Genomic DNA, 14,198 nt, shown 5'->3' with positions numbered 1-14,198 from the left:
CAAGACAACCTCCTCCAACCCTCTTCTCGCGGGCCCCCAAGAGAAGCAGATTGAAAGGGCGTTGAGGTGGGGAGAACCTGCGTGGTTCAACGTGTCACCAGGGAGTGGGAGCGAACAGAATGGCGAATCTCCAGGTCACAGGGCCCGACAAGGAGTCACCGAGCGAGGGGTTGAACGATCTCGAATACCTGGGTGGCGAGGTGCGCGTGGCCCGCGAGGGCCGCAAGCTGTCGCAGGTGCAGCTAGGGAAGGCAACGGGCTACTCGAAGTCGTATGTCTGCAAGGTTGAGGGGGGTGTGATCATCCCCTCGGTCGAATTCGCGCAGAAATGCGATTTGGTATTTGGAACACCAGGCATGTTCGAACGCCTACGCCAACGCATCGTCGAACGCGGCCACCCGAGCTGGTTCGCGCCCTACGCCAAGATGGAGGGCAGCGCGGTCGAGATCCTGATGTACACGCTCAACGTCATCCCCGGTCTGCTACAGACCGAGTCCTACGCGGAGGCGATCTTTCGGGTCGATGACCCGCAGCCCGACGCCGAGGAAGTCCGGCAGAGAGTCGCCAAGCGGATGGGACGGCAATCGATCCTGACCCGGGACGTACCCCCCATGCTCTGGGTCGTACTACACGAATCGGCGCTGCGCACCGTCATCGGAGATGCCGCTGTCATGCGGGACCAGATGGCTCGGTTGGCTGAGGCCGCCCGGATGCCTCGCGTGACCCTTCAGATCCTGCCGTTCGGGGCGGGTTGCCTCCCCGCCATCGTGCCGTTTACTGCCTTGCGGTTTCGGGACGGCGGGATCACGCTCTACTCGGACACCATCGCAGGTGGACAGATGAGCGACTCACCTCAACAAGTAACCTATGCATCAAGGGCCTTCGACCGGCTGCGCATGGAGTCGCTTGGCTCCGGTGAGTCTCTGAGGCTCATGGGAAAGATCGAGAGGGAGTATCGAGATGCAGCGGGGAGCAACTGAAAGCCGTTGGCGCACCTCCTCCTACAGCAGCCCGCAGGGCGGCGAGTGCGTGGAGGTCCGCGACGGGGTGCCCGGCGCCGTACCGGTCCGGGACACGAAGCAGCGCGGCACAGGCCCGGTGCTCACGATCGGCCACAACGCATGGCAAGCGTTCATCAACATGGCGAAGCTCTGACTCTGCGGCGGGCCACCACCCCACCCCAGGTGCCCGCCGCACCCTCTCACTCCTGGCGCACGACGAACTGAGACAGCGCGCCGGTGCTTATCCGCGCTGCACGCGACATCCTCGGCGTACGTGTCAGACGGCGACGCTGAGGTCCTTGCGGGTGCGGTGGAGGAAGTCACGGACGGCGGGTTCGCGGCGCCAGTGCGCCAGGGCGGTGGCGAACTCGCGGACGTAGTCCAGGGCGCGGCGGGAGCTGACGCGGGTGAGGATGTCGACGGCGCGGTTGCCGAGGATGAGGCCCTGGTCGAGGTCGCGAGCCTGGAGGTGGGCGGAGCCAACGATGGCCAGGCGCATGCCTACCGAGCCGTGTGAAGGCTCCGGTGGGCATGGCGGTGGCCTGCCGGTTCCACGCCAAGGCTGACCTGGGTTGGTGCAGGTCGCGGAAGACTTCGGCGGCATCGGCGGACAGCCGGGCATGGTGGTAGAAGTCGATCCACTCCGGCTCGTCGCCGGAGCTGGTGGCGGCCTGCTCCAGCAGGCGTTCGGAGTCGGCCAACGCTCGGGAGGCGGCGCGCGGGTCGCCCGCGCGGGCGTGCGCGCGGGCCTCGATCAGCCGTGTGAAGGCCAGCACCCGCGGGGCGGCGTGGGACTTGGCGCGCTCGAAGGCGCCTTGCGTCATGTCGATGGCCTCGCTGGGAAAGCCGCGCATCAGGGCCTGCATGGCCATGGTGGTCAACATGTAGCAGCCCAGCGGGATGTCCCCGGCGACGCGGGCGAGGCGGGCCCACGACTCTCGTTCGACAGGTTCGACGACATAAGCGACCGGTGCGACATCGCACCGGTCCGGCCGACCCGACGCGAGCCCGGCTACGACGACGGCGCCGTCGTCCCCAACGGCGGCTGGAAACCTCTTACCGCCGCCGACGCCGAACCGCACCATGCCAGCGACTCGACACCAGACAGCGTCCGGATCGAACTCGTACACCGGCCACTCCCGAACATCGACCCCGACGACCTGACAGGCCGCCTCGAAGTCGCTGCCCGCCTCGACCCCCTCGACGGCCGCTGGCCCACCACGCTCCTGGGCTGCACGATCAGCCCCGGCGACCGGGCCACCACCACCGAGGACTCCGCTACCGATCGCCGCATCGGCCTCCACGTCGACAACTTCGATCGCCTGACCTGCCCCCGACGCCACCAGGGCCGTCGGCGGCTCTGCCTCAACCTCGGCCCCGGTCCCCGCTACCTGCTCATCGGCGACCACGACGTCCAGCAGATCTGCCGCACTCTCCACCCCGACGCCGACTTGGCGCGGTACTACCCCCACACCCAGGACGTGCGGGCGTACGTCGCCGCAGGACACCCACTGCGCTGCCTGCGCATCCGCCTCGAACCAGGCGAGGGGTACATCGCACCGACCGAGCTGCTGCCCCACGATGGCTCTACCGCTGGCATCGGCCAGCCCTCCGTCGCCGCCTTCTGGCTCGGACGGCTGCCGAAGGCGCCATGACTGCCCCGGCTACGGCACGGCCCGCTACCTGAGCTCAACGCGCGCGCGGTGAACGACGATAGCGGCGGCCAGGGCAGGCCCGAAGGGTGCGCGCCACCTCAGCCGACCACCGGGAAAACGGCCGCCAACTACCGTCGCGGCCGCGCCCGTTCGGCGAACGGTCCCGGCCCAACGACACACACCCCGGTGACCGAGACGGCCGGTCACCCAACGCCCCCCTCCCGTAGGTGCCCATCAGTGACCCGCACCCACCACGAAAGCGGACACCGCGGCAGACGGCCCGCACCACCGGACCCTCCGTAGCCGCAGCCGCACCACAGCCCCACCGCAGTCGTAGCCGCACCCCACCCCGCCCCACCCCACCACAGCCGCAGCCGCAGCCGTGGCCAAGCCGCCCGCAGGGCCGACTTTGGCGCCGCTCTGGGGGAACTCTGGGGCGCCCGTGGAGTGTTCGGAGTGCCCAACCGTTCCGACGACTCCCGAGGAGGTGCAGAGATGAAGAAGATCGTTATCCGCAAGGCTGGCCCCGTCCGCCTGACCACGGCCGCGTGCAGCACGTACCCGGCGAACTGATCCGGTCAACTGACCCGGGTCGACCGGTCGCCGTCCGGCTCGCCCAGGGCCGGACGGCGGCATCAAGCGAAGCGGTATCAAGCGAAGCGGCACTCAGTCAGAGAGCGAAAGGCGGCACGCGGTGTCCAACGCCCCCGACGCCCCCGGAGAACCGCCCGACCCATCGGTCGACCAGCCGGTCGACCCGCCGCTCGACCTCGACCGGCCGGTGCTGATGCACCCGTTGACCTATCTGGAGGACGGCGACGGCGTCACGGTGGGCAGGACCGACACCGACTCGTACGCCATCCTCCCGCCCGACGGCGCGCAGTTGGTGCGCTGGCTCGCGGATGGCGCCACCCCGGCCGAGGCAGCCGAACGCTATCTGCGGCGTTACGGCGAGAGCGTCGACATCGGCGACATGGTGGGCGCGTTGAGGGAGTTGGGCTTCACCCGCGAAGCGGACGAACGGGTCGCCGCGCCACCCCCGATCCGCTGGCAACGGCTGGGGCGCGCGATGTTCTCGCCGGTGGCGTGGCTCTGCTACGCGGCCCTCGTGGCCTGGGCCTGCGCCGTGCTGATCCGCTCTCCCGAGCGCGTGCCCGAGGCGAGCGACCTGATCTTCAGCGACTACTACTCCGTCGTCAACGTGACGCTGCTGCTCGTGGTCATCCCGCTGATCGCGTTCCACGAGAGCTTCCACGCCCTGGCGGGGCGGCGCCTCGGCATCCGCTCGACGGTGTCGCTGAGCCACCGCTTCTACTTCCTCGTCGTGGAGACCGCGCTCGACGGGCTGGTCACCGTTCCGCGGCGCAAGCGGTATCTGCCCATCCTGGCCGGGATGTTGGCCGATGTCCTCGCCCTTGCCGCGCTCGTCCTGCTGGCCGACGCGCTGTGGGGCTCGGGCGCGGGGCCGTCGTTCGCGGCGCAGGTGTGCCTCGGCATCGCGTTCGCCACGTTCACGCGGCTGCTGTGGCAGTTCTTCTTCTACATCCGCACCGACATCTATGTGCTCATCACCACCGTCGTCGGCTGCGTCGACCTGCACGGCGCCACCATGCGCGTCCTGCGGAACCGCTTCTGGCGGCTGCTGCGCCGACCGCACCGGCTGGTGGACGAGAGCACGCTGCACCCGACCGACCGCGGGATCGCCCGCTGGTACGCGTGGCTCGTCCTGCTCGGCTACGCCCTGAGCGTGGCCACCACGGTGTTCGCCCTGGCCCCGGTGTTCATCGAGATGGTCGCGGGCTCGGTGGACCGTTTCATCGACACCGGCGACGCCGATCCGCTGCGGCTGCTCGACTCCGTCGTGTTCCTGGGCCTGACCGCCGTGCAGTTTGTGCTTCCCGCCCGGATCGCCCTGCGCGAACGCGCCGCCCGGCGCGCCCGCCGCCTCGAGCACGTCATCGCCTGACCCGACCGAACGAGCTCCGACCGAACGAGCTCCGTCTGAACGAGCTCCGTCTGAACGAGCTCCGTCTGAACGAGACCACCTGAACGAGGGCCTGGACAGGCCGCGAAAGGAGAGGGCGCCATGCGCAGTCACCACTGGATCGCCGCGGCGCGTCCCGCGGAACGCGACACCCTGCGGGCGGGACTCGACCTGCCCCCGCCGCTGGCGCGGGTCAGCGCGCACCGCGACCTGCGCGGCCCCTACACCGCCGCGGGCACCCTGCTGCGCGCCGTGGCCGCCGACGCGCTGCGCCTGCGCCCCGACCTCGGCCCCCGGCACCGCATCGAACTCCAGGAAGCCGCACCGGAGTTGGTGACCCTGGTGCCCAAGGTGACCTGGGCGGCCACCAGCAGCGAGCAGGGCGTCGCCCCCGTCGCCCGCTATCCCGCGAGGCAGCACTCGCTGCGCATCGCGCACGGCCTGACGGACTTCCTCACCGCCTACCTCGACGCCCTGGGCGGCGGCCCTCGCAGCCTGGTCGTCGACGCGGTGGACCACGCCGACCCGACCGACCGCGAGTTCCTTGCCGTGCTGCTGCGCCGGATGCCCGCCGAGCGGCTGGCCATGGTGCTCACCACGCGGGGCGAGCTGCCGGGCGACCCGCCGGGGCCCGTCGACGCGTCCCTCTCCGACGCGGTGTCCGCCCACTGCGTCGCGCTCACCGGAACGGCCCCCGCCGAACCCGCGCAAGCCGCGCAAGCCGACGAACCCGCGCAAGCCGACGCGCCGGAGACAGACGACGAGGAGGCCGCCCGCGCGCACGTCGCCGCCGACGGCACCGACGAGGACGCCGCGCGCGCCCGCGCCTACGCGGCGCTCGACCCCGCCACGCGCGCCGCCCTGCACGATGCGCGCGCCGCCGAACTGGCCGCCGCGGCCGAGGCGGAGCCATCCCTGCGCATGGGCGCCCTGCTGCACCACCTGGTGCGCGGCGGCGACCCTGGCGGTGCGGGCGTCGAGGCCGTGCGGCACGCCCAGACCCGGTGCAAGCAGCTGGGCCTCTACCAATCGGCCATCCTCTACGGAGAGTTGGGGCTGCGCCTGGTGGACGAGGCCCAACGCCCCGACGCCTGGTGGGAGATCATCAGGGACACGGCGGTCGCGCTGGCCGCGGCCGGGCGGGCCGAGGAGTCCGAGGCGCTCCAGGACCGGGCGCGCCGCACGAGCGTCGACCCGGTCGTGCACATGAAGCTCGCCTACGAGACCGCGATGCTCTACGCCCGCCACTACGCGAGCGACCGGCGCGACCCTGACCGGGCGCGCGCCTGGGTGAACCAGGCCATCGCGTTCGCCGACCAGCTGCCAGAGCCCGGTGAACGGACGTTCTACTCGGTGTTCAACCGCAACGGGCTCGCCCTGATCGAGACCCGCGTCGGCCGCGTGGACGAGGCGCTGCGGCTGCTCGACGAGGGCATCGAACGGCTCGACAAGGAGCTGCACCTCGGCGAACGCACCTGGCACCGCACGGGGTTGCGCTACAACCGCGCGCAGGTCAACGCCATGAGCGGCCGCCTCGACGCGGCCCTCGCCGACTACGCCGAGGTGATGGCGTCGGAGAACGACTTCGCCGACCACTACTTCAACCGCGGCACGATCCTGCGCCGCATGGGCCGGGTCGAGGAGGCGCTGGCCGACTACCAGGAGGCGCTGCGGCTCGAGCCGCCGTTCCCCGAGGCGTACTACAACTGCGGCGACGCGCGCCTCGAACTCGGTGACGTACAGGGGGCGTTGGCCGACTTCGAGCGCGTTCTCGAGCTGGATCCCGGGCATGTGGACGCCCGGCTCAACCAGGCGAGCCTGCTGGCCGACCTGGGCGAGGGCGAGGCGGCGCTGCGCAGCGTCGCCGAAGGACTCGCGGGCGCGCCCGACGACGCGCACCTGCTGTCGCTGCGCGGGCGGCTGCTCGCCGAGGCGGGCGACCGCGAGGGGGCGAAGGCCGCGCTCGACGCGGCGATCCACAACGACCCGGGGCTCGCGGAGGCGTGGGGCGTGCGGGCGGTCCTGGCGTTCGAAGCGGGCGACCTGGCCGGGGCCACCGCGGACTTCGACCGGGCGCTCACCCTGGGCGACCAGCCCGAACTCCGTTACAACCGCGGCCTGGTGCACGAGGCGGCGGGCCGCTTCGGCGAGGCGGCGGCCGACTTCGCCGCCGTCCTCGCCGTCACGGACGACGCCGACGCCCGCGCCCACCACGACGCCTGCCTGCACGCGACCGAGCGGGCCGGGGTGTGACGGTGTCAACCCGCGTCACCTCGGCGTCCCCCTCCACGTCACCCTCCGCGTTGACCTCGGCGTTCACGGAGGCGATGTCCCGGCTTGCCTCGGGCGTCGCCGTCGTCTCGACCCGCCGAGACGACGGCGCGCCCTGCGGCCTGCTGGTCTCCTCGCTGTGCTCCTACAGCGCCAGGCCGCCCTCCGTGCTGGTGTCGATCGCCCGCGACGCGCGGTCCTGCCAGGTCCTGGCGGACGGCGCGGAGTTCGGCGTGCACCTGCTCGGCCGCGGGGACGAGGCGCTGGCCGCCGTCTTCGCCGGGCGGGGCGAGGACAAGTTCGCCGAGGCGGCGTGGAGTTGGGACGGCCCGGTGCCCCGGATCGCCGGAACGTGCGCCTACCTCAGATGCGCGCCAAGCGCCGCGTTCGGGCACGGGGACCACGTCGTGGTGATCGGGGAGGTCGTGCGCTGCGACCTCGGCGGGGATGACCCGCTCGTCTACTACCGGCGGAGCCTGGGGTGGCGGCTGGCCGGGGAGCCGTGAACGGAGCCCGTCAGATGGGGGCGGCCCGTCAGATGGGGGCGGTGGCCCGGCAGCGCGGGTGCCTGGCCGTGACCAGGTACTGGTCGTGCAGCGCCGCGCGCTGGGCGGCGCGCAGCGCGGGCCCCGGCTCGACGCCGATCTCGCCGACGATGAGGCGGCGCGCCGAGGCGTAGGCGGCAAGCGCCTCGGCCCTGCGGCCCGCCTGGCACAGGGCGAGCACCAGCTGCTCGTGGAATGTCTCCTGAAGCGGGTGCCTGACGCACTGCTCCTTCAACTCGCCGATGACCAGCGGCCCATGGCCCTGGCACAGGGCCGTCTCATAGGACTCGCGCTGCACGGCGAGGCGTTCCTCGGCGAGCCGCGTGATGAACGGCGTGAGCATCCCGACCGTTCCGAGGTCGCTCAACGGGCGGCCCCTGCACAGCGAGAGCGCCCTGTGGAACGCGACCCCCGCCTGCCCGCACCTGCCGTCGCCGACCAGCCGCCGCCCCGTGGCGGCCAGCGTCCTAAACCGTTCGAGGTCCAGCTCGCCTGGCCGCACCCGCAGCCGGTAGCCCGCGAGTTCGGTGCTGAGCCGCGGATGGCTGCGGGCGTCGCGGTGGGCGGCGCTGTGCGCGGGGTCGAGCGCCCGCCTGAGCCCCGACACATACATCTGGAGCGTGGCCACGGCGGACCGCGGCGGGCGTGAGTCCCACAGCTCGTCGATCAACTGGCCCACGGGCACGGGCCTGTTGGCGGAGAGCAGCAGAACGGCGAGCAGCGCCCTGCGTTTGAGCGCGCTTGGCGTGCAGGGGCGCCCGTCGCGGACGACGCCCAAGGGGCCGAGGACCTGGAACCGCAACGTGCGCGGTCCGCGGCTCGCGGAAGCCGGGGAGGCGGCCACCCGGCGTCACCAGCCCCGGGGGACGCTCGGCGAACACTCGGGACACCCTAAGGACACTTTTGAGCATGGCGTGACGCACATACCGATTCCCTCCATGTGACTCGCGTAGATAACCACCAAGCATCCACACTTCCCCCGCACCGGGTGAGCCGGGATCCGGTCAAACGCCGGGGCTGGCCGCCCGGGCGACCGAGGAGGCCGCACGGCGTGCACGGACGCGGACATGACAGGCGCGGGCAACACCCGTGTCAAGGCGGCTCGTTCACCTCGACGCAATGCCGTCGTGGCCGAAAGAGGTGCCTGCGGCTCATCGGGCGCGGCGCGCGCCGCGATCACCGGCGACGGCGGGTGCGGGTGCGCGCCGTGTATGGCGCGGCGGGAGCCGGGATCAGCCGGATCGTTCGGGGTCCTGGGTGGCGGCCCAGGAGGCGAGGAGGCGTAGCGCCTCTTCGGAGGGTGAGCCGGGCTCGCCGGTGTAGATGTGCGGTTCGAGCGCGCCGCGACCAGGGCCGAGGCCACGCTGACCGAGCTGGCCGGGCGGGCCGGGCGGGCCGGGCGGGCCCGCCGCGCGCGGCCTGTGCGCGATCGGCTCGCCGCGTTCCTGCCGCGCCGGGCACGGGAGTTGGCGGGGCTGCGCGAGGCGGGGACGTTCGCGGGGCTGCACTCGCCGCGCGACCGGCGCGGGCGCCTGCGCCTCAGCGGGGCCGAGCTCAAGGAGAACGGGCTCGTTGCGAGGCCGGATGAATGGCCCTGCCGAATGAGCCCCGCGTTATCCCGGCGTATTCTCCGCGTTTTCCCGGGCATTCTCTTCTGCGGGCACGGCGGACATACGCTCCGCACATTCCCACCCTCTTGGGGACAGCGCGAGCCGCCCTCTCAACTCCCTTTCTCAGCCCGTTTATTGACCGAGATTTCATGCGACTCCGGGTATTCACGGCCCGGTTCACGTGATACTTCTAGGGCGTCTTATTCCCCCACTTCTGGAGTAGGTTAAGTGACCCGCTCGATACGTTCACCAAGAACGCTGGTGGCCACCGCCCTTCTGGCGTTGGTCGCCACGCTCACGCTCGCCCCGCCCGCGCAGGCCGCGGACTCCGGGACCCAGGCGGCGGGGAAGTATGTCGCCCTGGGCGACTCGTACACGACCGCCCCCGGCACCGGCACCTATGACGACCCCGACGCCGAGTGCCGTCGCGGGCCGCTGACGTACCCGCGCCTGTGGGCCGCCGCGCACCCGTCGGTGAGCTTCGTCGAGGCCGCGTGCAGCGGCGCCACCACCGCGGAGCTCGTGGCCAACCAGGTGCCGCAGATCACCCCTGACACCACGCTGGTCACCATCCAGGTGGGCGGCAACGACGTCGGGTTCGTCGACGTGCTGACCAACTGCATCCTGACCATCGACGACCAGGACTGCCTGGACGGCGTCGCGCTCGCCGAGCAGGCGGCCCACGCCGCCCTCTCCCCGGCCCTGGCGCAGACCTACGCCGCGGTGCGGGCGGCGGCGCCCTCCGCCCAGGTGGTCGTGGTCGGCTATCCGCGGCTCTACACCATCGGCGGGAACTGCGGGATCCTCGGGCTCAGCGACCGGGAGCGGACGGCGTTGAACGGCGCCGCCGACACCCTGGCGACCGTCATGTCGCAGCGCGCGGCCGAGGCCGGGTTCCAGTTCCTCGACGCGCGGCCGGTGTTCGACCCGCACACGCTCTGCTCGGGCAACACCGAGTGGGTGACCAGCTTGGAGTGGGGCGACCTCGACGAGTCGTACCACCCGAACCAGGCGGGCCACCGCGACGGCTACCTGCCCGCGCTGACCGCGCTCACCGGCTGATCCCTGGCCGTTCCCCCCACGCATGGCGCCCGGGGGCATCCGCGTCGCGCGGATGCCCCCGGGCGTCGCGCTATGCGGCGCCGCCCGGCGCGTCATCGCCGACGAGGAGCTGGGAGGTGGCGAGTTCGCGGTACAGGCCGTCGGCCTCGACCAGCTCGCGGTGGCCGCCGACGCCTCGGACGCGGCCGTGTTCGAGCACCACGATCTGGTCGGCGTCGGTCACCGTGGACAGCCGGTGGGCGATCAGCAGGACGGTGCAGCGCCGCGACGCCTGGTCGACGGCCTCCCGCAGCGCCTGCTCGTTACGCGCGTCCAGCTGGGCCGTCGCCTCGTCGAGCAGCAGCACGTCGGGGCGGCGCAGCAGCGCCCTGGCGATGGCCAGGCGCTGCCGCTCGCCGCCCGAGAGGGCGTCGCCGCGGTTCCCGACCTGGGTGGCGAGCCCTTCGGGCAGCCGGTCCACGAGGGAGTCGAGCCGGGTCAGCCGCAGCGTCTCGGCGATCTCGTCGGCGGTGACATCGGGGGCGGCGTAGCGGAGGTTGTCCTCGATCGTGCCCGCGAGCACCGGGGCGTCCTGCTCCACATACGCGATGCGGCGGCGCACCTCGGCCCGGCCCAGCGTGGCGATGTCCGTGCCGCCGAGCAGGACCCGCCCCGCGGTGGGCTCGTAGAAGCGCTGGAGCAGCGCGAACGATGTGCTCTTGCCGCCGCCCGAGAGCCCCACGAGCGCGGTGCGCGTGCCGCCGGGCGCCGTCCACGAGACGCCGCTGAGGGCGGGGCCACGGCCCGGGTAGGAGAACCAGACGTCGTCGAACTCCACGCTGGGCGGGGCGCCTTGGGCGCCTTGGGCACCTTGGGTGCCCGCCGGGGCCGCGGTCCCGGCGTGGTCCACGTCCTCCTCGATCGGCATGTTCCTGACCTGCTCGATCCTGCCGACGGCGCCGAGGCCCTGCTGGAGCAGGGCGAGCCCGGCGACCAGCGAGGCGATCGGGCTCGCCAGGTAGAAGACATAGAGCAGGAACGCGATCAACGCCGGGGTGCCGAGGTCGCCCGAGGCGACCAGGGCGCCGCCGACGCCGAGCACGGCGAGGAACGCCGCCTGGATCGACACCCCGGACAGGACCCGCACCCAGGCGCCGTAGCGGGCGCCGAGCAGCCCGGCGCGATACGCCTCGCCGATGGCCTCGTCCGCCGTCGCGGTCTCCCTGGCCTCGGCGCCGTTGGCCTTCACCGTGCGGGCGGCGCCAAGGGCCCGGTCCAGGGCGGCGCCCACCGCGCCGACCGACTCCTGGGCGCGGGCGACGGCCTGGCGGATGCGCGGCAGCACCAGCAGCATCACGGCGGCGACCGAGAGCAGCACGGCGAGGGTGACCGCGAGCAGCCCCGCGTGCACCAGGCCCATCAGCAGCAGCGCGCCGCCGATGGTGAGGGCGCCGCTTGCCACGTTGACCAGGCCCTCGGTTGCGGCGTTCTGGAGCAGCGTGCTGTCGGAGGTGACGCGGGCGATCAGGTCGCCGGGTGGCCGCCGGTCGAGCTCGGGCACGCGCAGCCTGATGAGGCGGAACACCAGGTCGCGGCGGACCTGGCGGACCACGCGCTCGGCGGTGCGCTGCTGCCACCAGGACTGGAGACCGGTGAGGGCCGCGCCCGCGACGACGAGCGCGGCGAGCCACAGGACGGGGCCAAGGGCGCTCTCGCCGTCGGCAAGCGCCTCCAGGACGCTCTGGGCGACCAGCGGCTGCACCAGGCCCGAGCCGCTGGCGGCGAGCGCGAGCAGCAGGGTGAGGACCAGGACGGCGCGGTGCGGCCTGGCGTAGCCCAACAGGACGCGCAGCGGGGCGCGTTGGGGCGCGGCGGGGTCGGGCGCCGGGTCGGGGGGCGGCCCTTCGGCGGGGGGTTCGGGCGGGGCGGGCGGCGTGGCCGTGGGGGTCTCGGAGGCCGTTGTCATGTGGGGGTTCCCGAGGTCGGGGGCGGTGACGGGCGGTCAGGCGGGGCGGTGAAGCGGGCGGGCGGTGACGGGCGGTCAGGCGGGCGGACGGTGACGGGTGGTCAGGCGGGCGGACGGTGACGGGTGGTCAGGCGGGCGTGGACACGGGGCGCGGAGCGGTGGCGACCTCGGTCAGCAGGTCGGCGGCGGCCCGTGCGCCGCCCAGCGCACGGAAGGAGCGGCCGACCGCCTCCGCGGCGGCCCTGTGGCCGCCCTCGGGGTCGAGCACGGCCTCGATCGCGGCGGTGAGCCTCGCGGTGTCCACCCGCCCGAACCTCACCCGCACGCCCGCGCCGGCGGCGACGACCTGGCCCGCCACGAGCGGCTGGTCGTCGCGTATCGGGGCGAGGACCAGCGGGACGCCGTGCCACAGCGACTCGCACACGGTGTTGTGGCCGCCGTGGCACACGACCGCGTCAACGCCCCTGGCCAGCAGCTCGAGTTGGGGCACATGCGGCAGCACGAGCACCCCGGGTGGCGGGGCGGTGAGCACGCCTCCTGGGTCGACGACGATGCCGAACACCCGGTCGCCGAGGCCCGCGAGGGCGTTGGCCGCCACCGCGAGGAAGCGCGCCCCGGCGTCGGCGTTGGCGGTGCCGAGGGTGACAAGCACGGTGCGGCGGCCCGGCTCGATGCGGTCGTAGGGGAAGTCGGAAGCGCCTGGCCTCGGCGCGATCGAGGGCCCGACCAGGCGCAGCCCCGGGTGGCGTTCGGTCGCGTCGCCCACGAGTTCGGGCCCGGTGAACGCGATGATCCCGTGCGGCGAGAACCGCGGGTCGCCCGTGGCGTCGGGGTCGCCGTGCCTGGCGCGCAGCTCGTCGAGCAGGCCGGTGAGCCAGGCGGCCACGCGTGGCATCCCGGCCAGCGGGTCCACCACCTCGGCCGATGTGCTGGCCGATGTGACATACGGGATGCCGTGGCGCTCGGCGAGCAGCGCCCCGGCCAGGGCGTGCTGGTCGGTGACCACCACATCGGGCTCAAACGCCCCGATCGCCGCGTCGACGCCCGGCGCCATCACATGGGCGAGCGGCACAAACACCTCGTCCCACAGGAAGCGGAACGCGGCGGGCCCCGTCAGCTCGGGGGGCCGCGTCAGCTCGGCGCTCGGGACCGCGCAGGCGAACACGGTGGCCTCCTGGCCCGCCAGCGCGGCGAGTTGGTCCTCGTGCCCGGCCCATGCCACCCGGTGGCCGCGGCGGGCCAGCTCGCCCGCGACGCCCACCAGGGGGTTGATGTGGCCGACCAGCGGGGGGACGACAAAGAGGAAGCGGGTCACCGTTCGGCCCCGGCGAGGCTGTGCTCCCGCACCCAGCCGAGCAGCAGCTCGCGGGTCTCCTCGGTGCGCTCTACCAGGACCGAGTGGCCCTGCTCGGGCAGCACCACGGTGCGGCAGCGCGGCAGCTTGGCCTCAAGCTCGGGCACCTGGGCGGCGAGCCCCGACTCGTCGCCGAAGATGGCGAGCACGGGGCAGGCGAGCCCGCTGAGGTCGTCGTCGATGACGCGGCTCGCGGGGATGTCTTCGGCGAGCGTGGTGGTCTGGAGGATCCTGCTCGCGCCGCGCGAGAGGCGGGCGGTGTGGGCGCCGTGGTTCGCCGCGATCCAGCCGATCGCCTCCTCCCTGGCGAGCTGCCGCTTGGCGTCGGACAGCCCGTCGGCCATGTGCCGGGTCCACAGCGCGACGGGCGGCTCGGCCTCGATCATGGCGACGGTGGCGACCCGTTCGGGGTGCCACGCGGCAAGGCCAGCGGCGATGCTGCCGCCGAAGGAGTTGCCCACGACATGGACGGGGCGGCGCTCGTCGAGCCCGTCGAGCAGCCCCACCAGGTCGTCCACGAACGACTCGATGCGGTAGCCGCCGCGCGGCCGTTCGCTGCGCCCGTGGCCCCGCAGGTCGTACATGACCACGTCGATGCCAGCGGAGGCGAACGCCGGGCCGAGCGTGAAGTAGTAGCTGGCCAGCGAGTCGGTGAGCAGGCCGTGGACGAAGACCACCACGGGCGGCTCGCCGCCCTCGTCGGGGCGGGTGCGCGCGGGCAGCGTCTGGGCGTGGGTGGTGATGGCGCCGGTGTGGATCATGGCCATGGTG

General features: G+C 72.8%; 12 protein-coding genes and 1 pseudogene. 7 read left to right on the top strand and 6 right to left on the bottom strand.

Going from position 1 to position 14,198, the window contains the following annotated elements; translation table 11 throughout:
* Nucleotides 1–119 precede the first annotated feature (119 nt).
* Entirely contained in the window at nucleotides 120–980 is an 861-nt protein-coding gene (locus tag DEH69_RS19195) for a helix-turn-helix transcriptional regulator (protein ID WP_113688222.1), read from the top strand.
* Nucleotides 961–1,155 (top strand): DUF397 domain-containing protein, encoded by a 195-nt coding sequence (locus DEH69_RS19190; RefSeq protein WP_113688221.1) that lies wholly within the window; start codon nucleotides 961–963, stop codon nucleotides 1,153–1,155. The genes DEH69_RS19195 and DEH69_RS19190 overlap by 20 nt, the downstream gene beginning before the upstream one ends.
* A gap of 123 nt (nucleotides 1,156–1,278) precedes the next feature.
* On the opposite strand, the gene DEH69_RS32880 is transcribed toward DEH69_RS19190, so the two are convergent.
* The gene (locus tag DEH69_RS32880; RefSeq protein ID WP_258534773.1) at nucleotides 1,279–1,500 is read right to left on the bottom strand and encodes a hypothetical protein; all 222 of its coding nucleotides are present in this window, start codon (nucleotides 1,498–1,500) and stop codon (nucleotides 1,279–1,281) included.
* A gap of 76 nt (nucleotides 1,501–1,576) precedes the next feature.
* On the opposite strand from DEH69_RS32880, the gene DEH69_RS32875 reads away from it, so the two are divergent.
* The 4 genes from DEH69_RS32875 (at nucleotide 1,577) to DEH69_RS19170 (ending at nucleotide 7,417) form a co-directional block, all read left to right on the top strand.
* Nucleotides 1,577–2,656, top strand: a complete 1,080-nt coding sequence (locus DEH69_RS32875) for a hypothetical protein (RefSeq protein WP_258534772.1) — start codon at nucleotides 1,577–1,579, stop codon at nucleotides 2,654–2,656.
* A gap of 694 nt (nucleotides 2,657–3,350) precedes the next feature.
* Nucleotides 3,351–4,622 (top strand): hypothetical protein, encoded by a 1,272-nt coding sequence (locus tag DEH69_RS19180; protein ID WP_220131300.1) that lies wholly within the window; start codon nucleotides 3,351–3,353, stop codon nucleotides 4,620–4,622.
* A 120-nt stretch (nucleotides 4,623–4,742) separates the two neighbouring features.
* Complete coding sequence (locus DEH69_RS19175; RefSeq protein WP_113688220.1) at nucleotides 4,743–6,893, top strand: tetratricopeptide repeat protein; 2,151 nt, start codon at nucleotides 4,743–4,745, stop codon at nucleotides 6,891–6,893.
* Nucleotides 6,894–6,895: 2 nt separating this feature from the next.
* Nucleotides 6,896–7,417 (top strand): flavin reductase family protein, encoded by a 522-nt coding sequence (locus DEH69_RS19170; protein ID WP_147255700.1) that lies wholly within the window; start codon nucleotides 6,896–6,898, stop codon nucleotides 7,415–7,417.
* 28 nt (nucleotides 7,418–7,445) lie between these two features.
* Here DEH69_RS19170 and DEH69_RS19165 read toward each other — a convergent pair whose 3' ends face one another.
* Together DEH69_RS19165 and DEH69_RS32870 are read right to left on the bottom strand one after the other, a co-directional pair.
* Complete coding sequence (locus tag DEH69_RS19165; RefSeq protein ID WP_181727500.1) at nucleotides 7,446–8,258, bottom strand: AfsR/SARP family transcriptional regulator; 813 nt, start codon at nucleotides 8,256–8,258, stop codon at nucleotides 7,446–7,448.
* 430 nt (nucleotides 8,259–8,688) lie between these two features.
* Nucleotides 8,689–8,781 (bottom strand): annotated as a pseudogene (locus tag DEH69_RS32870) (transcriptional regulator); the annotation flags it as partial.
* A gap of 546 nt (nucleotides 8,782–9,327) precedes the next feature.
* Here DEH69_RS32870 and DEH69_RS19155 point away from each other — a divergent pair.
* Entirely contained in the window at nucleotides 9,328–10,128 is an 801-nt protein-coding gene (locus tag DEH69_RS19155; RefSeq protein ID WP_258534771.1) for an SGNH/GDSL hydrolase family protein, read from the top strand.
* A 70-nt stretch (nucleotides 10,129–10,198) separates the two neighbouring features.
* On the opposite strand, the gene DEH69_RS19150 is transcribed toward DEH69_RS19155, so the two are convergent.
* The 3 genes from DEH69_RS19150 to DEH69_RS19140 all read right to left on the bottom strand — a co-directional run bounded on the left by DEH69_RS19150 (nucleotide 10,199) and on the right by DEH69_RS19140 (nucleotide 14,188).
* The gene (locus tag DEH69_RS19150) at nucleotides 10,199–12,073 is read right to left on the bottom strand and encodes an ABC transporter ATP-binding protein (protein WP_113688216.1); all 1,875 of its coding nucleotides are present in this window, start codon (nucleotides 12,071–12,073) and stop codon (nucleotides 10,199–10,201) included.
* 127 nt (nucleotides 12,074–12,200) lie between these two features.
* Nucleotides 12,201–13,388, bottom strand: coding sequence for a glycosyltransferase (locus tag DEH69_RS19145; RefSeq protein WP_113688215.1), 1,188 nt, complete (start codon nucleotides 13,386–13,388; stop codon nucleotides 12,201–12,203).
* Nucleotides 13,385–14,188 (bottom strand): alpha/beta fold hydrolase, encoded by an 804-nt coding sequence (locus tag DEH69_RS19140; protein WP_258534770.1) that lies wholly within the window; start codon nucleotides 14,186–14,188, stop codon nucleotides 13,385–13,387. The genes DEH69_RS19145 and DEH69_RS19140 overlap by 4 nt, the downstream gene beginning before the upstream one ends.
* Nucleotides 14,189–14,198 lie beyond the last annotated feature (10 nt).

The organism is Streptomyces sp. PT12, assembly GCF_003311645.1.
GTDB lineage: Bacteria > Actinomycetota > Actinomycetes > Streptomycetales > Streptomycetaceae > Streptomyces.
Note: the sequence above shows the minus strand (reverse complement) of the source record. Positions and strands in the feature narration are given on the sequence as shown.

Excerpts from the sequence above, each read along its gene's own strand:
- DEH69_RS19195 (WP_113688222.1), top strand. The coding sequence starts at position 120 with ATGGCGAATCTCCAGGTCACAGGGCCCGACAAGGAGTCACCGAGCGAG.
- DEH69_RS19190 (WP_113688221.1), top strand. The coding sequence starts at position 961 with ATGCAGCGGGGAGCAACTGAAAGCCGTTGGCGCACCTCCTCCTACAGC.
- DEH69_RS32880 (WP_258534773.1), bottom strand. The coding sequence starts at position 1,500 with ATGCGCCTGGCCATCGTTGGCTCCGCCCACCTCCAGGCTCGCGACCTC.
- DEH69_RS19175 (WP_113688220.1), top strand. The coding sequence starts at position 4,743 with ATGCGCAGTCACCACTGGATCGCCGCGGCGCGTCCCGCGGAACGCGAC.
- DEH69_RS19150 (WP_113688216.1), bottom strand. The coding sequence starts at position 12,073 with ATGACAACGGCCTCCGAGACCCCCACGGCCACGCCGCCCGCCCCGCCC.
- DEH69_RS19140 (WP_258534770.1), bottom strand. The coding sequence starts at position 14,188 with ATGATCCACACCGGCGCCATCACCACCCACGCCCAGACGCTGCCCGCG.